The sequence below is a fragment of the Coprobacter tertius genome (assembly GCF_024330105.1).
Classification (GTDB): domain Bacteria; phylum Bacteroidota; class Bacteroidia; order Bacteroidales; family Coprobacteraceae; genus Coprobacter; species Coprobacter tertius.
On record NZ_JANDHW010000004.1, the window covers coordinates 199,568 to 222,800 of the forward strand.

General features: G+C 39.0%; 20 protein-coding genes. 8 read left to right on the forward strand and 12 right to left on the reverse strand.

Annotated features, from left to right (window positions below):
- Positions 1-17 precede the first annotated feature (17 nt).
- Together NMU02_RS05665 and NMU02_RS05670 are read left to right on the forward strand one after the other, a co-directional pair.
- Positions 18-3,107, forward strand: a complete 3,090-nt coding sequence (locus tag NMU02_RS05665) for an efflux RND transporter permease subunit (RefSeq protein ID WP_255026441.1) — start codon at positions 18-20, stop codon at positions 3,105-3,107.
- Positions 3,104-4,282, forward strand: a complete 1,179-nt coding sequence (locus NMU02_RS05670) for a TolC family protein (RefSeq protein ID WP_255026442.1) — start codon at positions 3,104-3,106, stop codon at positions 4,280-4,282. Before NMU02_RS05665 ends, NMU02_RS05670 begins: the two co-directional genes overlap by 4 nt.
- Before the next feature lie 328 nt (positions 4,283-4,610).
- Here NMU02_RS05670 and NMU02_RS05675 read toward each other — a convergent pair whose 3' ends face one another.
- Positions 4,611-5,483: a nucleoside phosphorylase gene (locus tag NMU02_RS05675; RefSeq protein ID WP_255026443.1), complete on the reverse strand. Its 873-nt coding sequence runs from the start codon at positions 5,481-5,483 to the stop codon at positions 4,611-4,613.
- A 236-nt stretch (positions 5,484-5,719) separates the two neighbouring features.
- Here NMU02_RS05675 and hisS point away from each other — a divergent pair, with 236 nt between their 5' ends.
- The 4 genes from hisS to cysK all read left to right on the forward strand — a co-directional run bounded on the left by hisS (position 5,720) and on the right by cysK (position 10,094).
- A complete protein-coding gene (hisS, locus tag NMU02_RS05680; protein ID WP_255026444.1) occupies positions 5,720-7,081 on the forward strand; it encodes a histidine--tRNA ligase in 1,362 nt (453 codons plus the stop codon).
- 10 nt (positions 7,082-7,091) lie between these two features.
- Complete coding sequence (locus NMU02_RS05685; protein WP_255026445.1) at positions 7,092-7,598, forward strand: GNAT family N-acetyltransferase; 507 nt, start codon at positions 7,092-7,094, stop codon at positions 7,596-7,598.
- Positions 7,599-7,670: 72 nt separating this feature from the next.
- Positions 7,671-9,023, forward strand: a complete 1,353-nt coding sequence (locus NMU02_RS05690) for a sulfatase family protein (protein ID WP_255026446.1) — start codon at positions 7,671-7,673, stop codon at positions 9,021-9,023.
- Positions 9,024-9,146: 123 nt separating this feature from the next.
- Positions 9,147-10,094, forward strand: a complete 948-nt coding sequence (gene cysK / locus NMU02_RS05695; RefSeq protein WP_255026447.1) for a cysteine synthase A — start codon at positions 9,147-9,149, stop codon at positions 10,092-10,094.
- A 68-nt stretch (positions 10,095-10,162) separates the two neighbouring features.
- Here the strand turns inward: cysK and NMU02_RS05700 are convergent, their stop codons facing one another.
- The 8 genes from NMU02_RS05700 to NMU02_RS05735 form a co-directional block, all read right to left on the reverse strand.
- Positions 10,163-10,888 carry a BT1926 family outer membrane beta-barrel protein gene (locus NMU02_RS05700; RefSeq protein ID WP_255026448.1) on the reverse strand — a complete coding sequence of 242 codons (726 nt, stop codon included), beginning with the start codon at positions 10,886-10,888 and terminating at the stop codon, positions 10,163-10,165.
- 428 nt (positions 10,889-11,316) lie between these two features.
- A complete protein-coding gene (locus tag NMU02_RS05705) occupies positions 11,317-11,535 on the reverse strand; it encodes an immunity 17 family protein (RefSeq protein ID WP_255026449.1) in 219 nt (72 codons plus the stop codon).
- Between the two features lie 4 nt (positions 11,536-11,539).
- Positions 11,540-11,956 carry a tRNA (adenosine(37)-N6)-threonylcarbamoyltransferase complex ATPase subunit type 1 TsaE gene (tsaE, locus tag NMU02_RS05710; RefSeq protein WP_255026451.1) on the reverse strand — a complete coding sequence of 139 codons (417 nt, stop codon included), beginning with the start codon at positions 11,954-11,956 and terminating at the stop codon, positions 11,540-11,542.
- Positions 11,957-11,997: 41 nt separating this feature from the next.
- Positions 11,998-13,545, reverse strand: a complete 1,548-nt coding sequence (gene porX, locus NMU02_RS05715; RefSeq protein ID WP_255026453.1) for a T9SS response regulator signal transducer PorX — start codon at positions 13,543-13,545, stop codon at positions 11,998-12,000.
- On the reverse strand, positions 13,529-16,297 hold the full coding sequence (gene porW, locus NMU02_RS05720) for a type IX secretion system periplasmic lipoprotein PorW/SprE (protein ID WP_290427115.1): 2,769 nt from the start codon (positions 16,295-16,297) through the stop codon (positions 13,529-13,531). The genes porX and porW overlap by 17 nt, the downstream gene beginning before the upstream one ends.
- 180 nt (positions 16,298-16,477) lie before the next feature.
- Complete coding sequence (locus NMU02_RS05725; protein ID WP_255026590.1) at positions 16,478-17,293, reverse strand: metal ABC transporter permease; 816 nt, start codon at positions 17,291-17,293, stop codon at positions 16,478-16,480.
- Between the two features lie 14 nt (positions 17,294-17,307).
- Positions 17,308-17,709 carry a phospholipase gene (locus tag NMU02_RS05730; RefSeq protein WP_255026455.1) on the reverse strand — a complete coding sequence of 134 codons (402 nt, stop codon included), beginning with the start codon at positions 17,707-17,709 and terminating at the stop codon, positions 17,308-17,310.
- 7 nt (positions 17,710-17,716) lie between these two features.
- The gene (locus NMU02_RS05735; RefSeq protein WP_255026457.1) at positions 17,717-18,940 is read right to left on the reverse strand and encodes a 3-phosphoshikimate 1-carboxyvinyltransferase; all 1,224 of its coding nucleotides are present in this window, start codon (positions 18,938-18,940) and stop codon (positions 17,717-17,719) included.
- Between the two features lie 101 nt (positions 18,941-19,041).
- Between NMU02_RS05735 and NMU02_RS05740 the strand changes: the two genes are divergently transcribed.
- Positions 19,042-19,254: a hypothetical protein gene (locus NMU02_RS05740; protein WP_255026459.1), complete on the forward strand. Its 213-nt coding sequence runs from the start codon at positions 19,042-19,044 to the stop codon at positions 19,252-19,254.
- Between the two features lie 203 nt (positions 19,255-19,457).
- Here the strand turns inward: NMU02_RS05740 and NMU02_RS05745 are convergent, their stop codons facing one another.
- From NMU02_RS05745 to NMU02_RS05755, 3 genes are read right to left on the reverse strand one after another with little or no spacing between them, the layout of a single operon-like run.
- Positions 19,458-20,228 carry a TatD family hydrolase gene (locus NMU02_RS05745; RefSeq protein WP_255026460.1) on the reverse strand — a complete coding sequence of 257 codons (771 nt, stop codon included), beginning with the start codon at positions 20,226-20,228 and terminating at the stop codon, positions 19,458-19,460.
- Positions 20,228-20,923, reverse strand: coding sequence for a hypothetical protein (locus NMU02_RS05750; protein ID WP_255026462.1), 696 nt, complete (start codon positions 20,921-20,923; stop codon positions 20,228-20,230). The genes NMU02_RS05745 and NMU02_RS05750 overlap by 1 nt, the downstream gene beginning before the upstream one ends.
- Positions 20,924-20,959: 36 nt before the next feature.
- Positions 20,960-21,934: a polyprenyl synthetase family protein gene (locus tag NMU02_RS05755; protein WP_255026463.1), complete on the reverse strand. Its 975-nt coding sequence runs from the start codon at positions 21,932-21,934 to the stop codon at positions 20,960-20,962.
- A 212-nt stretch (positions 21,935-22,146) separates the two neighbouring features.
- Here NMU02_RS05755 and porQ point away from each other — a divergent pair, with 212 nt between their 5' ends.
- Positions 22,147-23,199, forward strand: coding sequence for a type IX secretion system protein PorQ (gene porQ / locus NMU02_RS05760; protein WP_255026464.1), 1,053 nt, complete (start codon positions 22,147-22,149; stop codon positions 23,197-23,199).
- Positions 23,200-23,233 lie beyond the last annotated feature (34 nt).

Sequence of the window (23,233 nt, forward strand, 5' to 3'; positions counted from 1 at the left end):
ATTAAACAGAAAACACTATGCTTAATAAAATAATACGATATTCGCTAAGTAATCGGCTGTTAGTACTTATCGCGTCTATCATCTTACTTATAACCGGGACATACACTGCCGCTAAAATGGAGGTCGATGTATTTCCCGACCTGAATGCTCCCACTGTCGTTGTAATGACTGAAGCCCCGGGAATGGCCCCGGAAGAAGTTGAACGACTGGTTACTTTTCCCATAGAAACAGCTGTAAATGGAGCTACAGATGTACGTCGTGTAAGATCCTCTTCAACTACCGGCTTTTCGGTTGTATGGGTAGAATTCGACTGGGGAACCGATATTTACCGCGCCCGCCAAATAACCGCTGAAAAACTGGCGACACTCGGAGAGCAACTACCCGATAATGTAGGTACCCCGACTATGGGTCCACAATCATCTATATTAGGTGAAGTTATGATATTGGGAATTACTTCCGATTCGACCTCATTACAACAGCTTCGCACGATAGCCGACTGGACCATACGTCCTCGGTTATTATCAACAGGAGGCGTAGCGCAAGTAACTGTAATTGGCGGAGAGATAAAAGAATACCAAATATTACTCGACCCTGCCCGTATGAAACATTATGGAATAGGGTTGAATGAAGTTATGAGTGTGGCCCGCAAAATGAATCAGAATGCGAATGGAGGCATTTTATACGAATTCGGGAATGAATATATCGTTAGAGGGTTATTATCTACTGATAAAGCAGAAGAATTATCGAAAGCTGTTGTAAAACGTATCGGGAATGTACCTGTTACACTGGAAGATATAGCAACCATAAAAATCGGGAACAAGGCTCCCAAACTCGGTGTCGCTTCAGAAAAAGGGAAACCTGCCGTTCTCGTTACCGTTACGAAACAACCTAATACCAGTACTTTAGAATTGACTGAAAACCTGGACAAATCGGTCAAGGATTTACAACAGTCATTACCATCAGATATTCATATATCCACTGATATATTCAGACAATCCCGATTTATCTACAACTCTATCGATAATATACAGAAATCTCTTTTCGAAGGATCGTTTTTCGTAATTATCGTACTGTTCCTTTTTCTTATGAACTTGAGAACAACGGTTATTTCTCTGGTTGCATTGCCTCTTTCATTATTAGTATCTATTCTTACTCTTCATTTTATGGGGCTCACCATAAATACCATGAGTCTCGGGGGTATGGCAATTGCAATAGGATCACTGGTCGATGATGCTATTGTCGATGTGGAAAATGTATATAAACGATTACGTGAGAACCAAAAATTACCTGAAAACGAGCGCAAAAAACCGATCGAAGTCATTTTCGAAGCTTCGAAAGAAGTACGTATGCCCATTTTGAACTCAACTCTCATTATCATCGTGAGTTTTGTCCCGCTGTTTTTTCTCACAGGAATGGAAGGGCGTATGCTAATGCCTCTCGGAATTGCTTTTATCATTGCCTTACTGGCCTCTACCATAGTTGCTCTAACTCTAACCCCTGTGTTATGCAGTTACTTGCTCGGCTCGGGAAAAACAAACAAGAAGTTAAGCCGCGAGCCTTGGTTTGCCCGAAAACTCAAAGAAATATATAAAAAAGCATTAATATGGGCCTTGGGACACAAAAAAGTTGTTTTAGGCTCCACTGGAGGGCTTTTGATTGCCGCAATTATTGTATTTTTCACTTTGGGGCGTAGCTTTTTACCTCCATTCAACGAGGGTTCATTCACCATTAATGTCAGCACACTACCGGGTATTTCCTTAGAAGAGTCGGACCGAATCGGTCAAAGGGCGGAAGAGTTGCTGCTTTCTGTTCCGGAAATAAAAACCGTAGCTCGTAAAACAGGTCGTGCCGAACTCGACGAACATGCATTGGGGGTAAACGTTTCTGAGATCGAAGCGCCATATGAACTGAAAAACCGCTCACACGACGAATTAGTCGCCGAAATCCGAAATAAATTAAATTCTTTATCGGGAGTAAACATTGAAATAGGGCAACCCATCTCCCACCGAATCGATGCCATGCTGTCGGGTTCGCAGGCAAAAATTGCCATTAAACTATTCGGTGACGATTTAAATAAGATGTTTTCTTTAGGAAATGAGATAAAAACATCTATCTCGGGAGTAGAAGGTGTCGTTGACTTAAATGTAGAACAACAGATCGAAAGACCTCAGTTAAAAATAAAACCGAAAAGGGATATGCTTGCAAAATATGGTATAACATTACCCGAATTTTCAGAATTTATTGACGTAGCCCTTGCCGGAGAAGTTGTTTCTCAGGTTTACGAAGCCGGGAAAACATTCGATCTTACAGTAAAAGTCAGAGATGACCTACGGGACAATACCGAAAAGATCGAAGACCTGATGATCGACGCAAACGGATCTAAAATTCCACTTTCATATGTGGCTGATATCATTTCGTCTTCAGGACCGAATACGATTAACCGGGAAAACGTAAAACGTAAGATCGTAATTTCTGCTAATGTAGCCGAACGAGATTTGCGTAGCGTCGTTACCGATATTCAAAAAGAAATCAACACCAATATAACGTTACCCGAAGGTTATCATATCGAATATGGCGGACAATTTGAAAGTGAAGAAGCTGCTTCTAAAACATTATTACTAGCATCAGCCATTTCAATTCTGGTTATTTTCTTGTTGCTCTACAACGAATTTAGAAACGGTCTCGAGTCGGGAATTATCCTGCTAAATCTACCATTAGCCCTTATCGGTGGAGTATTTATCCTGCGATTTACGACAGGAGAAATAAGCATACCGGCCATTATCGGATTCATTTCGCTATTCGGCATCGCCACACGTAACGGAATGTTATTGGTATCTCATTATAATCAACTACGAAGCGAAGGATTATCGCTAAAAGAAACCATATTACAGGGTTCTCTCGACCGACTGAACCCGATATTGATGACTGCATTATCATCTGCACTGGCCCTTATCCCGTTAGCGATCGGAGGCGATCTTCCGGGAAACGAAATACAAAGCCCTATGGCAAAAGTCATTTTGGGAGGATTAATAAGTTCTACATTTTTGAACGCATTCATCATCCCGATCGTTTATTTATTTTTAGACCGTAAAAACAAAAAAGCATGAAACTATATATCATCCTTTTATCCATTTGTTTAAGTATAGGAGAGCTTTCGGCACAATCCCAAATCGACCATATACTGAGAAGCATATCTGAGAACAATCGGGAATTGAAAGCTAACGGTAAACTTACCGAATCGAAAAAACTCGAAGCAAAAATCGGAAATACTTTACCTGATCCTACCGTATCGTATGATCATTTGTGGGGCTCTCCCTCTCAATTGGGAAAGAGTAAAGAACTTAACGTACAACAATCGTTCGATTTCCCTTCGTTATATGCCCACCGGAACCGGTTATCGAAACAAAAAGCCGTATTATACGACCGACAATACGAAACGACACGCCAGCAAATTCTTTTAAATGCAAAAGAATTATGCATCGACATTATCGCCTTAAACAAACAACATGCATTACAGCTATTAAGGCAACAAAATGCATATTCATTGGTAAAATTTTATCAAGAAAGAGTAAAGAGAGGTGATGCTAATATTTTAGAAACGAATAAAATAGAAATGGAGTTGCTAAATGTAAAAACGGAAATAAGACAAACACTTACCACCCGTACTGCCAAACTGAAAGAACTCCAAATGTTGAATGGCGATATTCCTGTTATCATTACCGATACTACTTTTATACCGGTTGCCTTACCAACAAACAAAGAAGAGTGGAAACAGGAGGCCTTATCTGCCGACCCGTCGATGCAATCACTTTTACAGGAAAAAGACATCGCTCTGAGAGAATTAAAACTCAGCAAGTCCCAATGGATTCCGAAATTCGAACTCGGTTACCGACGTGAAAAATCTCTAGATGAGAATTTTAACGGAATTTCATTCGGAGTATCTATACCTCTTTATGAAAACCGGAACCGAATAAAACAAGCCAAAGCTTTAGCAGCTTATAGCGATCTACAAATATCGAGTGCTGCCGCATCTAATCAAAACGTTCTCGACCAACTCTACAGTCAGGCTGCCTCACTGAAAAAATCCATTGAGGAGTATCGTCAGGTTCTCAATTCTCAGCATACGATCGATCTTTTAAATAAAGCCCTTAAAGCCGGTCAGATATCGATGATCGAATATTTTACCGAAACCACCCTTTGGTATCAAAGCCTGAGTAATTACATACAATTAGAGAACGAATATCAAAAAACAATGGCACAACTTTATAAATATAGGCTCTAATATATTAAATCACAGCAAAAAAGGAACTTATATTTATAGATTATTTAAAATTTTAAATATCTTTGTAATTGACAAAAAGAAGTGAAAAAAGCCTGATTAAGAGAAAATAAACAAATAAAGGACATATTTTCTTTAACGGTTTCATCTAATCTCACCCATTAAGCTTCAAAAACACGAGATTAAGAAAGAGAATCTGCATACCGTAAATAAAATATCATAGATTATATCCTTTATTATAATTATTTCTTCGAATCGGGTAACTTCATTATTACATTCAAAAGCCGGCTGATCTTTGTAGACCAGCCGGCTTTTTCCAACAGACATCCCATCAGATACGGTCGAGTACGACTTGTATCAAATCAGATATCGAATTTTTATAATTACTGTTAGCGTTATGTGCTACTCTATTAGCAATAATACTGCAAACTGTCATTGCCTTATGTCCCATAAGCTTTGCCAATCCAGCCAAAGCGGAACTTTCCATCTCATAATTCGTTATCACATGACCATCGGCATATTTAAACGATTCTATTTTTTTATTTAATTCCGGATCGGCTAATGGCACCCGAAGCTCACGTCCCTGGGGACCATAAAAGCCATTAGCGGAAATCGTCACGCCCTTAACCATTTCACCCTGTCCGATACTTTCTACCAAATCAGACGCTGCATCGATTACATACGGGGCTGCCCATAGTGGAGACCAGCCGACATGCCTACGAAAAGCCGCTTCAAAATCAAGATCACAAACTTCGTTACGTCCGGCATAAAAATTCAAAACGCCATCGAAACCTATCGATTTTTCAGAAATAACGAAAGTACCCACCGGTACATGAGGCTGTAATCCGCCAGAAGTTCCGATACGTACCAGTGTCAACTGTCGGAATTCCGCTTTTTCATCCCGGGTTTCGAAATCGATATTCGACAACGCATCCAACTCGTTTATTACGATGTCGATATTATCGGTACCTATCCCATGGGAAACAACCGTAAGCCGTTTTCCCTTATACATACCCGTTATTGTGTGAAACTCACGATTAGAGACATCGCACTCCCGCGTATCGAAAAAAGAAGCGACCATATCAACCCGGGAAGGATCTCCTACAAGAATCACTTTATCGGCCAGTTGCTCGGGTCGTAAATGTAAATGAAAAATACTTCCATCATCATTTATAATAAGCTCGGATTCCGGAAAATGTTTCATAGTTACCAGTTTTTTAAAATTACTATTTTTATCCATGGAAAAACGAATATACAAAAATAAACGATACTTGTTATTACAGTTTACTAATTTTAAATATCGATATTTTTAAATTTAACTCTATATATTAATTCCATTCTTCACATCACAAAAAAATAGTATATTTGCATCCGTCAAAAACGATGAGTAACAAGGGGCATCGGATCAGAAAAAAACTACCCCAAATTCATAAAAATATTATGGCAACAAAACCGGCAATACCAAAAGGAACGAGGGACTTTTCTCCCGAAGAAATGGCTAAACGCAACTATATATTCAATACGATCAGCAATGTATTCCGTCTTTTCGGATTTCAACAGATCGAAACTCCAGCCATGGAAAACCTTTCCACTCTAATGGGAAAATACGGAGAAGAAGGAGATAAACTCTTGTTTAAAATATTGAATTCGGGAGATTTTCTTTCAGGCATTTCCCCTGAAGATATAACCTCTGGCAATACAAACAAACTGGCGGCCATGCTTTGCGAAAAAGGGCTGAGATATGATCTTACCGTACCATTCGCCCGTTTTGTAGTAATGCATCGTAACGAAATAAGTTTCCCTTTCAAACGTTATCAGTTACAACCTGTATGGAGAGCCGACAGACCCCAAAAAGGACGTTATCGTGAATTTTATCAGTGCGATGCCGATGTCGTAGGTTCAGACTCATTGCTTAATGAGGTAGAACTACTGCAACTTATGGATGAAGTATATCACCGTTTCGGGATACGGGTTTCTATTAAACTAAATAACCGTAAAATACTCAGTGGTATAGCGGAAATTATCGGTGAACACGATAAAATAGTAGATATTACCGTAGCGATCGATAAACTCGATAAAATAGGACTCGAAAATGTCAATGAGGAACTGAGATCAAAGGGAATACCAGACAGTGCCATTGCAAAATTACAACCGATTATCCTGTTACAAGGAAGTAATCGGGAAAAACTTGCTGTTTTACGTAACGAACTATCGTTATCGGAAACCGGATTGAAAGGAGTCGAAGAACTGGAATATATCCTTGATAAACTCGAAACTTCTCCCCTACGGTCGGAATTGGTCATCGATCTCACCCTTGCACGCGGACTCAACTATTATACGGGTGCCATCGTAGAAGTAAAAGCTATCGATGTACAAATAGGAAGTATTACCGGAGGGGGACGTTACGATAATCTTACGGGAGTATTCGGTATGCCCGGTGTCTCAGGAGTAGGTATCTCTTTTGGAGCAGACCGTATATTCGATGTACTAAACCAACTCGATCTTTATCCCGAAGATTCTTTGCAAACGACACAAATCATGTTTGTAAATTTCGGAGAAAAAGAAGAAGCCGTATGTCTGAAACATATATCGGCCTTACGAGCCGCCGGTATCCGCGCCGAAATTTATCCCGAAAATGCAAAAATGAAAAAGCAAATGGGATATGCCGATGCAAAAAAAATCGGATATGTAGGTATTGTTGGCGAAACAGAAATAGAGGCGGGAAAAATCAACCTCAAAAATATGTCTACCGGTGAACAAAAATTACTCACTCTGAACGAAATTATTGACCTGATAAAATAAACAAACCGATATGGAATTTGATTGCCGTAAAGCCGGATTAGAGGATGCCCCTCTCATACAGAATCTTGCAAGTCGGGTATTTGGTCCAACCTATAAAGATATTTTATCACCCAACCAACTCGATTACATGTTCGATATGATGTATTCGTTACCGTCTTTACACGAACAAATGACAACGTTGGGGCATCAGTACTACATCGCTTACAAAGAAGACGAGCCATGTGGTTATATTTCGGTAGAAAGAGAAAAAGAAAATCTTTTTCATTTGCAAAAAATATATATTCTTCCTTCTTTTCAGGGAACAGGATTAGGACGTTTTTTAATGGAAAAGGCTTTCGAACATGTCAGATCAGCTAGTCATGGTATTCCTTGTACTCTCGAACTAAATGTAAATCGATACAACAAAGCATTGGATTTTTATCTTCATATGGGTTTTAAAATAGCCCGAAGTGGAGACTTTCCTATCGGAAACGGATATTTCATGAACGATTACATTATGTCTTTAGATATAAATTAATTTCTTAAATACCGGTTTTCAAGTACTACAAATAAAATTACTCAATTATCATAACTTTTATTACTAAATCGTATGAAAAAATTACTTTTTCAGGGAGCTGCCTTAAGTATGGCAGTAACAGCATCTGCCCTTTCTCCACGCCCTAACATCGTGTATATCTTTACCGACCAACATACGGCAAACGCTCTGAGTTGCGCCGGTAATGACGATGTAAAAACACCCAATATCGACCGTTTGACACATAACGGAATCCGGTTTATCAATGCTTATTGCTCCTGTCCGTTAAGTACCCCCTCGAGGGCTTCCATGTTTACAGGAGTAACTCCCGGCAAACTCGACCAACTAAAAAACGGATCATCTATTCCTTCTGAATACCGAGGAAAAACACTTGGAAATCTCATTTCTGAAGCTGGTTATGATTGCGTTTATGCAGGAAAATGGCATATACCCGAGCCGAGTATCCCCGATTCGATATACGGGTTCAGAAAAATACACGATCACAACGATTACGGTCTTGCCGAATCATGCAATAAATATCTGAAACAAAAACATACCAAACCTTTTTTTCTCGTAGCGGCTTTCGATAACCCACACAACATTTGCGAATATGCCCGCCAGCAAGGCCTACCTTTTGCCCATATTGAGGAACCGGCTTTAGCAGATTGTCCCAACCTGCCGGTAAATTTTGCGATTGCACCATACGACGCAGATGTCATTCGCCGTGAACAAGATAAAAGCTACAAAAGTTATCCAGTAGCACGCTACACTCCAGATGATTGGAGGCGATATCGTAATGCTTACTATCGACTGGTAGAAAATGTTGACACCGAAATAGGGAAAATACTCAACTGCCTCGATGCCCAGGGGCTTACTCAAAATACATTAATTATTTTTACCTCAGATCATGGCGACGGAGTAGGTGCCCATCACTGGAATCAAAAATCTGTTTTATATGAAGAAGTCGTAAATATACCGTTTATCGTTAAATTACCTGAAAATCGTAATGCAGGAAAAATTATGCATCAAATCATAAATAACGGTACCGATCTGCTACCTACCCTCTGTGAATTCGCCGGTGCTACAACACCAGATTACTGCTTGGGAAAAAGTTTAAAAAGCATTCTCGAGAACAATTCCAACAAAGAAGTACATGAATTTATCGTTACAGAAACCTTGTTTAACCAATCCGACACTAAAGGATGGATGGTGCGTACCCCCGATTATAAATATGTTGTTTATGATAAAGGAAACCATCGGGAACAACTGTTCGATATGCGAAAAGATCGTGGAGAAATGCAAAATTTAGCGATAGAATCACGTTACCGGGAAATCCTCAATCAACATCGAGCATTACTTAACCGCTGGCATGATGAAACAGGAGTTCCCAAAATCCCTAAAATAACACCAGTTCCCGAACCAAATTAAAAAGTTCACAAAACATACCCCTTTTATGGTATATAAAATACCACATCGGTGCGATTGTAATTAGCAAACCAGCAGATTATCTTTGTTGTTATTAATTATAAACTCATTTAAAACAATCAAATCATGGCTAAAATTGCTTCTAAACTGACCGATCTCGTGGGGAATACCCCATTACTCGAATTCTCGAACTTCAACCGGAAACACCAACTGCCTGCACAGGTAATCGGAAAATTAGAGTACTTCAACCCAGCGGGTAGCGTAAAAGACAGGGTAGCTCTGGCTATGATCGAAGATGCCGAAGCTAAAGGAAATCTTCATCCGGGTAGCACGATTATCGAACCGACGAGTGGCAATACCGGTGTAGGGCTAGCTTTCGTTTCTGCTTCGAAAGGGTATAAACTTATACTCACGATGCCCGACACCATGAGCATCGAACGCAGAAATTTACTTAAAGCACTCGGTGCGGAAATCGTTCTTACTCCAGGATCGGAAGGAATGAAAGGTGCGATTGCCAAAGCAGAAGAATTGAAACAGAAAACTCCGGGAGCTATTATCCTGCAACAATTCGAAAATCCGGCTAATCCGGCTATGCATAAACGTACTACCGCTGAAGAAATATGGCGGGATACCGACGGGAAAATTGATATTTTCGTTGCTGGAGTTGGAACAGGAGGTACGGTAACGGGAGTTGGGAAACGATTAAAAGAACTGAAACCTACGGTACAGATCATAGCAGTAGAACCCACAGATTCACCCGTATTATCCGGAGGCAAACCCGGTCCTCACAAAATACAGGGAATCGGAGCGGGTTTCATTCCCAAAATCTACGATAACAGTGTAGTTGATGAAGTAATCGGCGTAACAAATGACGACGCCATACGTACCAGCCGTGAATTGGCACAACAAGAAGGATTATTGGTTGGTATATCCTCAGGAGCCGCCGTATATGCCGCGATAGAACTGGCAAAACGCCCAGAAAATAAGGGAAAAAATATCATTGCGCTTCTCCCCGATACCGGAGAACGTTATTTATCTACTGTTTTATACGCTTTTGATGAATATCCGCTCTGAAAATATTATAATAAAAAAATCCCGGTCGGAGTTTCCGACCGGGATTTTTTTATTATAATATTTTCAGATTAGAATCTCCATCCTAAGCGAATCGTAGGAATAGCTTTAAAAGCTACATCCAAAGTATTGCGTTTGATATTGGGTTTTTCTTCGTTAACCGTAGTACCTTGTTTTACTTTGATAGAAGGTTTCTTTGAAGAGAATGTATTCATATCGAGACCAAATTCAGCACCGCAATAAAGACCTTTATACATGTAAAAATCGATACCGGCAAAAGCGCCTAAATTATATTCGAAACCGGCATTCATTAAAGACGAAGGATCTATATTAGATGGATCATCGACATCATCTTCACTCAGCGCACCACCTTTTATTTCTACTTCACTTTTTGTACCGTTACTTTCGTATTTACCGGTTGTTTTTGCATTTTTGATATTAAAACCGGTTTGCAATCCGACATAAGCCGATAAACGAGGTGCGATATCGATATGATATTCATAACCAAGATTCAGTTTAAAATTACCCTGACGAGTTTTATATTCAGAAGAAGAATTATCGTCTTTTTGAGTAAATTTGTTGTTATAAACTCCAAAACCGATAGTCGCACGTAACGCATTATTTTCATTAAAGAAATACCGCAGTTTAAGTCCGTCTACCGAGAAGTTTTGTCCATTTTGATTAAAAGGATTAAACTGGATTTCAGTTGTTACTGAACCCGCTTCGGGTTTGTACTGTGCAAATGTAGTTGCAGTCGCCAATAAGCATAAGATCAATACGATAGAAAATTTTTTCATAATTCTTGTTTTTTTAAGTTTCACAGATTTTAATAGTATCGATATTTTATTATGGAGTTACTATAATTACTCCTTTTTTGCATTTCTACTAACTTCTAAGGATATTTTATACAGTGCAAATATTATATGATTTCAGTATTCTAACAAGAAAATTACATTTTTTAACCAATTAAAATCAAATATGCAGCGTTTCGACATTTTGCTTATTCTATTCAATCTTCTAAATATAAATTTATTACGAATAAAAAGTTTCAATATTAATAAATTCCTAAAAGAAAAAACAACGTTAAATATCGCTAAATAAAAATAGAATAAACATATAATACTGATTATTAAATTATTAATTTACACATCGATTGCAATTTATTAAATATGGGACAAAAAATATTAACAAAAGAGAAGATCCTAAAATCAAATTATAAACTACATTAATTCGTGTATCCAGATTCTAACCACAAACATACAGCCATTGCCCAAATAACAAATGCCATCACGGCATAAAAAACGCGAGCACCACGTCTCCCGAACCATGCGACCAACATACGTCCATTCTGTGTATCAAAAAACCATTTCCAGTTGGCAATCGCAGCTCCCAAAGATAGAGCACCTAAAAAAACGAACAGAATTATCAACAGTAACGTAACCATCTTTTTAATTTATTGTAAGCATACGCGATCCGTCTGACTGTACCGAAATGTTTACTACGACACAATCTCCCGGTAAAAGTTCTGTCACTTTCTCAGGCCATTCGATTAAACAAAGCGCTCCGCTGTAGAAATAGTCTTCATACCCAAAATCATAAACTTCTTCCAGTTTATTAATACGATAAAAGTCAAAATGGTATATTAATTCTCCCGATCTTGAACGATATTCGTTTACAATTGCAAAAGTCGGGCTGTTTATAACGTCCCCAACCCCCAATTCTTCACAAACGGCTTTTATAAATGTCGTTTTCCCGGCACCCATTTCCCCCTTAAATGCGAAAACAGTAGCATCCCCCATTTTATCGATAAAGGTTCGAGCCGCTTCATGAATACTTTCTAAATTATCTATTTTTATCGATTCCATCTGTCGTTACATTCGTTAATCGCTAAATTTTCCCAAAGATACTATTTACGCGTCATTGTCACAAGCGGTACCATCATTTCCTCCATAGATATACCACCATGCTGAAACGTATCCTTATAATAACTTACATAATAATTATAATTATTCGGATAAGCCAAAAAGTCCCTGTTAGTAGCAAAAATATATGCCGAACTTACATTCGGAGAAGGCAGTCCGAACCTTCCAGGGGTTTTTATCTCATATACTTGTCGAGGATTATAACTCATATTTTTCCCGACTTTATAACGAAGATTCGTATTGGTATTTCTGTCACCCACCACCTTTATCGGATTATCTACATTTATTGTCCCATGATCGGTTGTAAGAATCACCTTATAATCCTTTTCAGCAATTTTTTTAAGTAGTTCGAGTGCAGAGGAATGCTTAAACCACGATTCGGTTAACGAACGATAAGCAGCGTTACTTCCTGCCAATTCCCGTATCATTTTCGATTCGGTGCGAGCATGCGACAACATATCTATAAAATTCAACACACACACATTCAAAGGGAAGCGATCAATTTGGGAAAAATTTTGAATCAACCGGTCTCCAAACTGCGATTCGTTTATCTTATTATATGAAAAAGCATACTTCTTACGAAAGCGATCGAGCTGTGTTTGTATCAACGGTTCTTCGTTCAAATTCTTTCCTTCTTCTTCATCTTCATCCACCCAAAGGTCAGGATACAATTTGGCGATCTTATCGGGCATGAGTCCGGCAAATATAGCATTTCGGGCATACTGTGTCGCAGTAGGCAAAATGCTGAAGTATAATTCTTCTTCAAATGTAAAATAATCGGACAATAACGGCTTTACGACACGCCATTGGTCGAGACGGAAATTATCGATAAGTATAAGAAATACTTTTTCTCCATTATCGAGAAGAGGGAAAACTTTATTTTTAAAAAGCTCATAACTCAAGAGCGGATGTTCATCGGTCGTCACCCACTTTTCGTAATTTTTCTTTATATATTTCACAAAAGCCGAGTTAGCTTCGCTTTTTTGCATGGCTAACATATCGGCCATTCCGGTATCGGTCTGTTCAAGCTCGAGTTCCCAGAATACCAATTTCTTATAAATCTCGTACCAATCTTCCCACGACGAAGAATCGTTTATCAGCATACTGATACGGTTGAATTCCTGCTGATAATTCGATGTGGTATTTTCTGAAATAATTTCGTTTCGGTACAGGTTTTTTTTAATCGAAAGTAGAATCTGATTAGGATTTACCGGTTTAATCAGATAATCGGCAATTTTATTCCCGATCGCCTGATTCATAATATTTTCTTCTTCGCTCTTAGTAATCATGATCACGGGAACGAGAGGATTTATCTCTTTTATACGCGTCAAAGTCTCGAGCCCGCTAAGGCCCGGCATATTCTCATCGAGTATAATAAGATCGAAATGTTCTTTTTCACATCGTTCAAAAGCATCTCTCCCGTTAGTAACAGTCTGCACATCATAACCTTTCTGTTTCAAAAAAAGAATATGAGGCTTCAACAGATCTATTTCATCATCGGCCCAGAGTATCAGTTCATTCTTCATAAGCATTCCGGTTATCTTTCATAAAATTAAAATAATCCTCGAAACTGCGACCTTCGAACAGCAATTTCAAGTTGGGCTCGCTTATCATTACCGGACGCACTCCTTCGGGAAGTTGTACACCTTTTTCACCACTCATCATCCGGCGATATTGCAATAATTCATCAAAGTTATTAAATCCTTTGATAACAAGCATACTAATTTCGTTAAAGGAGATTATTTCAATATCAAAATCCTTAATCAGGAAATTGGTAAAATTATATTTCGCCACATTAAATAATAACTGGTTAGAGGCCACACTGTCGGTTGCAAATACCAATACCAGATCGTGCGGGACATTTTTGTCGAGAATAAACGGAGGGATAGAATCGGATGCGATGAAAGTAGAATCACCGTCAACTCCACTCCCTAGTTTTATCTTCCACAACATACCCCGCGCAACTCCCCCTTCGGTATTTACCGAACGTCCCTGCATAATTCCTTTAAGCATATCAGAAGCTAACGGACTTACGTCGGCATCGGGATATTTCTCGAGAAGTTCTTTCAATCCCTCTTTAAATGCTTCAACATTTTTCTCCCCGATATACGACAAAGCATCCAGGAACATAAATTTAGGCATCAGTTCAGATAACGGGTATTTATTTTTCATCTGGTCATAATAGCCATGTACCAAATCACTTCTTCCTTTCAGATAAGCTTCATAAGTACGATTATATAATGTATCCTGCATCGCCGACATATTCCTTAAATTTTCCAAATAATTAGGATCTTTAAGAGCCACGGCATAATCACTTTCCGGATAACGGGATATAATACGGTTCTTATACTCGTTAGCCGCAGCCACATCTCCCATACGCATATACATGAGATACATATTATAATAGGTTTCGAGCAGGTATTCGCATTCTGGGAAACGTTTATCGAGCAGATTAAAAGCATCGATCGCCGCAGGGAAATCTTCGAGCTTGTTTTTCAGAATAAGTCCCATATTGTAAAGACCGTCTGAAATAATCTCGTTCGAATTTTCTATATCCTCAGGAGTCAATGGCAGCTGTTGTATATAATATTGCGGATTCTTGGTATCTGTAACCAACGCGACATTCTCTCCCAATTCCGGAGGAGTACCACCTTCTCCGTTTTCAGGAACTTCACCGCCACCCTTGTTTTCATCCCCTTCTTCTGCCGGTTCTTCTTTATTTTCGGCAAAATCATCCATCGAGAACGAATTTTTATTCCGACGGCGCCAATCGTCTTCCAACTTACGTCGTCCCCATCTGCGTTGGAATTCAGACTTACCGGCAGTTACCAATGCCTGATTATAAAAATACCAGGCATTGTCTCCATTCCCCATATTCATCGTGGGAATAGTCGGTTGTTTAGCTCCGTTATTATTTTGCATCGCAGTTTGTAAACCCTGATGTTCATCGAGATAAGCTTGTTTCTTAGCCTCCTCTTCGGCCTTCTTTTCTTCCGCGATCAAGTTATCAATAATCTTCTGTATGGTTTTCATTCGTTCCTCTTCAGGCAACGAAGCCAAATGTTGTAAACTATCTTGAAGTTCAACATTTTGGGCATGCACAGCCAACTCATCGAGCACCGCCGAACGTTTTGAAATATTTTCATACCCCGGATATGTCTCGTCGATAAGCGGTAACGCTTCGGCATAACAGGGTTGAGCTTTTACATAATCACGCTGGTTAAAATAGATTTCACCCAATTTTAACTGACTTATCGCTTTATCTTTTCCGTTACGTGTACTCTTTTCGGCAGCTAGTATGTAATTATTTACTGCTTTTGCCGTATCGTTTCTCGATAACCACAAATTTCCTATTGCATAATATATCTGATCGAGATACTCTTCATTTTTTGCCTGACGTGTCATCTTGGTCAGCCCTTTTATCACTTTATTTATGTCTTTACCTTCAAAAACTTCGGTTTGCCGTATCCGGGCATTCAATTCGGTTCGATAATCAGGAGATGATTTTATAACGGCACCATACGCATTATAAGCCGCATTATTATCTCCTGTAAGAGTATAAAGCTGAGCCAGTAAATAATTCATACGGGTACGCTGGCGTTTATTAGGTTCTGCCTTTATTGCTGTTTTTAGAAATGGTATCGCCTGTTTATAATCCTCATTCCGAATCAGATAATCGGCATTTACAGCAGCAAACAAATCTTCTTGACTTTCAGGAAGACCGTCGTTATTAATCTTGTTAAGAACATCTTCCGCTTCATATACCCAATCCATGGCTAAATAACATCTGGCCAACCAAAGTTTAGACTCAGCCACCAGATCGGGTTTCCATGTAAAATGCCGGGTAATATAAACAAACGTAGCTGCCGCACTCAAAAAATCGCCTTTATAATACTGAGCCTTTCCCATTAAACGCCAAGCATTATGTATAAACGGGTTATATTCATCTCGATTTACATACTCGCGATATTTAGGATCACTCATTTTTTTAGGATCTCGACGGGGCTTTTTCTTTATCGAGTGTAACTGTATAGCCTTCTGGCATTTTTCTATCGTACGATCGAAACTTCCAGTAGGTTTTGTTGCTTTCGGATTATTGTATGCTTCGGCAGGATGCATATAGATACGGGTAAGGGTATAATCATCTTCGTATTTCCCTTCCATAATCTGAAGCTGTTCTTTATAATTTTCGTTCCCGTTGAAATATACGTTATAACGCGTGGTAAGCGAATGATAAAAACGAGTCGCTTTCGTATTCTTTTTCACCGAACACGAAGCCAACATAAGGAGACAAAAAAGGATCCCTGTTATATGATATATTGTTTTCCTCAATTTAATCTTTTTCCATTCTTATAAGCTCTCATAAAATAAACTGACAGAGAGCCTTTTTATTGCCTTACAAAACATGAAAATCAGCAGATGTCCTCGAGCAAAAAACAGGCACTGCAATATCATTAAGTCGATTTATACAGGTAAACGGTATCTTTTGGCCCAGACAAATATTTTCGTAACAATGTACAAAATAACCAAAACGAATACAATACAAGCTCCGGCAGGAACATTTATATAATAAGAAATAAATAACCCGGACAATCCGCTAATGATAGCCAATATACCCGACAAATACAAAATATTCTTATATCGGCTGCAAAATTGATCGGCAATAATTTGCGGCATAGTAAGTAGCGACATGAGTAGCATGATACCCACCAGACGAATTGTAAGCACTACACAAACAGAAACCATCAGCATCATGCTGTACTCTATAAGCCTCACCGGAATATGCCGGGTAAAAGCAAAATCCCGGTCAAATGCGACATACATCACCGGCCGATAAAAGATAATAAAGAAAAGAGATAACACCAATGTGTAACCGCCAAACAACATAATGTCATAATGAGTAATCGTAAGAATATTTCCGAATAAAAATTCACTCAATCCCGGTGTATAACCCGGTGTAAGGAAAATAAAAATAACTCCGAGCGCCATACCCAAAGCCCAAAAAGCCGCAATGGCAGAGTCTTCTCTGACCGCATTACGTTTAGAAAGCCATTCGACTCCTAAAGCAGATAATACGGCAAAAAACAATGCTGTTACGGTAGGACTTATTCCTAAAAAGAATCCAAGGCCCAAACCTCCGAACGATGCATGAGTAATTCCGCCTGTTATAAATACAAGACGACGGGTTACGATGTAAGTTCCTATTATCGCACCGGCAACTCCTACCAGTAAAACAGCAAGCAACGCATTCTGAAAAAATGTATATCGTAATATATCCAGCATCGTACTTTTATCTAATTTCTCCTTTCTCCTACAACAAGTAAAACCTCATCCTTTAAAGAATCGGGAAGTTCTATTCCTCTGAGCTGGAGACTGCGTATCCAACCTGCAACATCGTCGCTCTGTAAAGTATAAAATACATCTGCAAATTCCGATGACTGTTCATCGGTGTAACCATCTGAAGAAATTCCGGTAAATCGGTCGAGTTCCTCATCATCGTAGTAAACGATCTCTTTACTGGCAGCTGCCAGAAGGCTCTCTTTTTCACAAACCTCATGTGCACCGCAACATCCGTCGGGAATAACACGGGAAGCCTCATCGGGTCGAACATCCTCACCTATTTTTTTTTCACGATATATATGTATCCCGTAAGTAACCGCTCCCAATAATAATATGCTCAAAATAATGATCCACATAAGTTCGTTATTTTTCGATTATCGTAAATCCAGACTTTTTCAAATCATTCCAATATCCGGGATACGATTTACTTACCACTTGCGGATGATTTATCATCAGTGGATTTACAAGAATCGATGCCGGGGCAAAAGCCATAGCCATGCGATGATCATCATAAGTATCTATCCCTAATGAATAATGAGGTTCACAACGCTCTCCATTCCACACCAAAACAGATCCGTTTATATCCTTTATTACAAAGCCCAGTTTATGCAATTCGACTTTTAATGCTTCGATACGGTCGGTCTCCTTTATTTTTAAAGATTGTAAACCGCTAAACCTGAAGTGGACTCCTTTCAGTACACAAGTAACGACAAGTGTCTGTGCCAGATCGGGCTGATCAGACAAATCGAAATTCAATCCTTTTGCCAATTTTCCGTTATGAAATAATTTTACCCCGTCGGAGACATACTGTGTAGAAATACCCAGCTCTTTAAAAAAAGAGGCAATACGGGAATCTCCCTGTACACTGTCTTTTTGCAAGCCCGTTAAAATGACTTCGGCATCGGGAATCAACGAAGCTATTTCGCACCAATAAGAGGCTGCAGACCAATCGGATTCAACCGTAAACCTAACCGGACGATATTCTCCCGGCCTAACTCTAATCATATGATCATTCCACACTGCATCGACCCCATATACTTTCATCATTTTTAATGTCATACCGATATAAGGCCGGGAAATAATATTACCCGCAAGTGTAAGGTCGAGACCTTCCTCCATATAAGGAGCAACCATTAAAAGAGCCGAAATATATTGCGAACTTACATTTCCGTTCAACGTAAGGCTCCCCCCCTTCAGTGCACTTCCATAAATTTTTAAAGGAGGATATCCGTCTTTTTCGAGATATTCTATACGAGCACCCAATGAACGTAACGCATCTACCAATAACCCGATGGGACGCTGTTTCATCCGGTCAGAACCAGTTATTACCCATTCTCCCACTATCTTAGATAAAAAAGCTGTCATAAAGCGCATTGCTGTACCGGCTGCATGTATATCGAATTTATTATTATTCGACTCAAATGCGTCTATCATAACACGGGTATCATCGCAATCCGATAAATTTTCGACCGGATAAGAGCTATAACTTAGCGCATTAAGAATAAGAGCTCTGTTGCTTATACTTTTCGAAGCCGGTAGATTTATCGTTGTCCGACACTCTTTAGGAGGCGTAATCAGAATACTCATAACCTTTATTTTTTAGGGTATGCAAAAGTAACGAAAAAATGCGAGAAGTAGTTTCCTTAGTTATCGGCATTCTTATTTTATAACAACCCGTTTTTCTTTTTTTGCTTATTTTTCTATTTACCGGTTGTTATTACTACATAAATGGAACAACCGACTGGATGATTCGAAATTTCGACCGCTATATAGAAGTCATAACATCCATATTTGATAAATCGATACAGAAAGACTCGAAAAAAACAATCGAATACGATCTAATAGATACTCTACACGGACAAATCATAAACGGAAGCGGTTTTCCCCGCTTCCGTTTATGATTTGTCCTGAAAACCGCCACTTTGCTTCCCCAGAAGCTTTATTATGAAATGTACAAAAAAAATCGGGACTAACTCTGATTACCATCATGAATAAAACCAACTATGCCGCCTTGATATCGGTTCTAATGCTTCCCGCATGTTAATTAAAAATCTCGATAGGGAGGAAGGAAATACAGCATTCTCAAAAATCTATCGAAGAATATTTACAACGACAACCGAAATAACGAAAGTGCATTTTTTGTCGTTTCGTCATTTATTTCATCGAAAGATACATTTAATATTTCTGCAATACGGGTAGCTGTATGTACCATAAATGCAGGTTCGTTTCTCTTCCCCCGATAAGGTACAGGCGACAAGTAAGGGGCATCGGTTTCGAGTAATAAACGAGAAATACCGATTTCTTTTACAGTATCTTCCAAATGCGCATTTTTAAAAGTAACGACCCCATTTATACCGAAATAAAAATCCCCGAGCTCTTTAATCATTTTTACCTGTTCGGGAGTCCCGCCAAAACTGTGAAAAACCCCTTTTACCGGGATATATTTAATCGTTTTTAATGCTTTTATGATCTCTTCAAAAGCGTCTCGACAATGAATTATAACGGGAAGTTCCCTTTGAGCCGCCCATTCAACCTGTTTTATAAAAGCATCGAATTGTTGTTTATAATATGTTTTATCCCAATACAAATCGATTCCTATTTCCCCTACACCACAATATTTCGATTTGTTCAATTCTTCGTAAACGGTATCGAGAACCGACTTATAATTTTTTTCTACCGACGTAGGATGCAGCCCCATTGCCGCCGAACAATAAGCGCCGAACTTTTTTTGAGTGTTCTGTAAACAAAGAATAGTTTCTACATCGACATTCGGCAAAATAAGATGATCCACCCCCGATTCCTTCGACCGGGAAACAATCTCATCCAAATCATCTGCAAATTCCGGTAAATAAATATGGGTATGTGTATCTATCATTATTCTTTGATTTCATTTTTACGGTAATAATATATCAATCCGTATTCTTTACACTTCTTCAACCGTTCTTTAGGAGGTAAATCTGCATAAGAACTTTCTACCTGATTCCATATCTCAAGAATAATCCGGTCGGCCTTATCCCGCAAAGCGACTAACTCCGATAATGCCCGAGCAGTATTCGACCGGTAATTTTTCTGATTATTATACGATTCTTTAAAAATATCGAAATGTACTTTGACCTTAGCAATCGTAGGATTATAAATCGGAGTTCCGCCTTGTCTTATTCTCGTTGTTTCACCCTCTATTACTCTTACACCCCATTTCATTAAAGCATTCTCACTCATTAAATTAGGAACAGAAAGATTCGAATCGGAGAGATGATAAAAAGCCAACGATTCGGTCTTCATCTCACGGCGTATTACACAAAAATGCAATACCTGTATAAAATGAGAAACATACATACGTGCCTTTTTTATTTGCATCTGATATTTCCTGTTGGCTTTTACTTGTTCCGAAAAATATTGGCGATACCGTTCTCTTGCCATTTTAAAAAACGGCAAAAAAGTTTTCGCCTCGTTAATGACATGAAAAGAAACAGCTAAATCGCTAATGCTAGCAGTATCCCCCTTATTCAAGGCACACTCCAATGCTTTTAAACGGGCGTTATCCGTGTTGGGTAATCGACGGTACGGCATAAAATTAAGTAATTAATTAATATAAATTGTCCCGCATTAACTTTCTCGATACATTAAATCGGCAGCTAAAGCCGATAAAGGAGAACGGTATTTATCCTCCACTTCTACCGCATCGAGTAAAACGGTGGCTTTATCGTAATATTCTTTCATTTTCTTTTCACAAAGCTCTTTAATCCCCAAACGATCGTATATAGCGGTTACAGCCCCTATCTTTTCGGCAGGATTATAATCGGTACGTTTAAGCCAATCCTTCAAGAGTTCCATTTCCGTCCCACTTGCAAGGCGTAAAGCATTAATCAACATATACGTTTTTTTATTATTAAGGATATCCCCTCCTAATTTTTTCCCGAAAACTGCCGGGTCACCATAAACATCGAGATAATCGTCTTTTAGCTGAAATGCCAAACCGATATTCTCGCCAAAACGGTATAACCGATCGGCATCAGCTGGTTCCGCATCGGCAATAATCGCCCCTATTTTCAAAGCTGCTCCCAACAATACCGCAGTCTTCAGACGAATCATATCCAAATATTCCTCCTCGGTTACATCATCCCGATGCTCAAACTCTATATCGTACTGCTGGCCTTCACATATTTCGAGAGCCGTTTTAGAAAATACGTCCAAAACCCGGCTCATATAACGTTCTGGTGTTTTCGCAATCTGACGATAAGCAATAATTTGCATGGCATCACCCGAAAGTATAGCACTATTTTCATTCCAAACTTTATGTACAGTCGGTTTTCCACGGCGCACCTCGGCCTTATCCATCACATCATCGTGTAATAAGGTAAAATTATGGAAAATTTCGATACCTAAAGCAGGATGTATCGCCTGGCTGTAATCCAGACCGAACATTTCACAAGCCATCAGTGTCAGTAAGGGTCTTATACGCTTCCCACCCAAAGAAAGTTCGTATCTGACAGGTGCATATAACTCATCGGGTACTTTGGGATAAGGTAATTCGGATAAGGCTTTATTTATTATATCTATATATTGTTCTGTCGTCTTCATAAAACCGTTAACTATAATTGATGGATTCAAAGATATATTTTTTTTGCGACTTTAGGAAATGTCAACTTTTAAAATTGCGATTTTCATATCTGAAAAAGAATCGGTTACAATTGTAAACAAATAATTTTACCGGCATTTATACTTCATAAACCTTTTTTCCGTTAGTATAAATAACACACGGATTTTTAATTTTTCAGAAAAAAATTCCGTGAATGCTCGAACTCAATTTAATGCGAATGAACCGGATCTTTTTTTGCCTTTTGTGTTGTCTATTTTACAATTTACAAGGATGGAGCCAGGAAGGGAAATCGTCATACGATTTTCTTAATCTACCTGTTTCAACTCACGTAAACGCATTAGGAGGAAATAATATCTCGATCATTGAAGAAGATGTAGCGGTAACAAACCAAAATCCGGCATTACTGGGTCCGGAAATGGATCTTCAACTTAACCTAAATTACATGCGTTATGTAGCAGGCATAAATATTGCCGGCTTTACCTTCGCTAAAGCGGCAGGAGACCGGGGCGCATGGGCTGCCGGATTACAATATCTCGGATATGGGGAAATGAAACTTACCGAACCGGATGGTTCCATCACCGGTAAATTCAATCCGAAGGATATAATCTTTAACGGTATATACTCGCATGACTTAAACGATCGCTGGCGAGGCGGAATAAATGCAAAATTGGTATATTCACAATACGAGCAGTATTCTGCACTTGCTTTGTGCGTCGATTTGGGGGTAAATTATTACAATCCCGAAAAAGACCTGTCGATGTCGATACTCGTAAAAAATGCAGGAGGGCAGTTAAAACGATTTAATGATAAGTTCGAACGTATGCCTTGGGATATTCAACTGGGGCTTTCCAAAACCCTCGATCACGCCCCTTTCAGATTTTCTGTCACAGCACAGCATCTTACTCGTTGGAAACTGCCTTATACCTACCTCGATTCTAATCTCAACAATAACGAAGGAGACCTGAAAGAAAAAAATAACTTTGCTTCGAACCTTTTCAGACACCTTATATTTGCGGTGGATTATATTCCTTCTCAAAATCTGTATATCGCTATCGGATACAACTATAAAACACGTACCGATATGAAATCATACAATCGTAACTTCCTTTCGGGATTTACGGCCGGTGCCGGTATAAAAGTAAGAATGTTCAGTATCGGAGCCTCTGTCGCTCAACACCATAAGGGGGGGACATCTTTCATGTTTAATCTGAATACCAATCTCAACGATCTTCTCGGCTCTCGTTAAAAAAATTATTTATGCCATTTTTCGGCATACCGCC

What these genes read in the sequence shown, in the direction of transcription:
- NMU02_RS05665 (WP_255026441.1), top strand. Translation starts at nt 18, where the DNA reads ATGCTTAATAAAATAATACGATATTCGCTAAGTAATCGGCTGTTAGTA.
- NMU02_RS05670 (WP_255026442.1), top strand. Translation starts at nt 3,104, where the DNA reads ATGAAACTATATATCATCCTTTTATCCATTTGTTTAAGTATAGGAGAG.
- NMU02_RS05675 (WP_255026443.1), bottom strand. Translation starts at nt 5,483, where the DNA reads ATGAAACATTTTCCGGAATCCGAGCTTATTATAAATGATGATGGAAGT.
- hisS (WP_255026444.1), top strand. Translation starts at nt 5,720, where the DNA reads ATGGCAACAAAACCGGCAATACCAAAAGGAACGAGGGACTTTTCTCCC.
- NMU02_RS05685 (WP_255026445.1), top strand. Translation starts at nt 7,092, where the DNA reads ATGGAATTTGATTGCCGTAAAGCCGGATTAGAGGATGCCCCTCTCATA.
- NMU02_RS05690 (WP_255026446.1), top strand. Translation starts at nt 7,671, where the DNA reads ATGAAAAAATTACTTTTTCAGGGAGCTGCCTTAAGTATGGCAGTAACA.
- cysK (WP_255026447.1), top strand. Translation starts at nt 9,147, where the DNA reads ATGGCTAAAATTGCTTCTAAACTGACCGATCTCGTGGGGAATACCCCA.
- NMU02_RS05700 (WP_255026448.1), bottom strand. Translation starts at nt 10,888, where the DNA reads ATGAAAAAATTTTCTATCGTATTGATCTTATGCTTATTGGCGACTGCA.
- NMU02_RS05705 (WP_255026449.1), bottom strand. Translation starts at nt 11,535, where the DNA reads ATGGTTACGTTACTGTTGATAATTCTGTTCGTTTTTTTAGGTGCTCTA.
- tsaE (WP_255026451.1), bottom strand. Translation starts at nt 11,956, where the DNA reads ATGGAATCGATAAAAATAGATAATTTAGAAAGTATTCATGAAGCGGCT.
- porX (WP_255026453.1), bottom strand. Translation starts at nt 13,545, where the DNA reads ATGCTTATGAAGAATGAACTGATACTCTGGGCCGATGATGAAATAGAT.
- porW (WP_290427115.1), bottom strand. Translation starts at nt 16,297, where the DNA reads ATGTTGGCTTCGTGTTCGGTGAAAAAGAATACGAAAGCGACTCGTTTT.
- NMU02_RS05730 (WP_255026455.1), bottom strand. Translation starts at nt 17,709, where the DNA reads ATGTGGATCATTATTTTGAGCATATTATTATTGGGAGCGGTTACTTAC.
- NMU02_RS05735 (WP_255026457.1), bottom strand. Translation starts at nt 18,940, where the DNA reads ATGAGTATTCTGATTACGCCTCCTAAAGAGTGTCGGACAACGATAAAT.
- NMU02_RS05745 (WP_255026460.1), bottom strand. Translation starts at nt 20,228, where the DNA reads ATGATAGATACACATACCCATATTTATTTACCGGAATTTGCAGATGAT.
- NMU02_RS05750 (WP_255026462.1), bottom strand. Translation starts at nt 20,923, where the DNA reads ATGCCGTACCGTCGATTACCCAACACGGATAACGCCCGTTTAAAAGCA.
- NMU02_RS05755 (WP_255026463.1), bottom strand. Translation starts at nt 21,934, where the DNA reads ATGAAGACGACAGAACAATATATAGATATAATAAATAAAGCCTTATCC.
- porQ (WP_255026464.1), top strand. Translation starts at nt 22,147, where the DNA reads ATGCTCGAACTCAATTTAATGCGAATGAACCGGATCTTTTTTTGCCTT.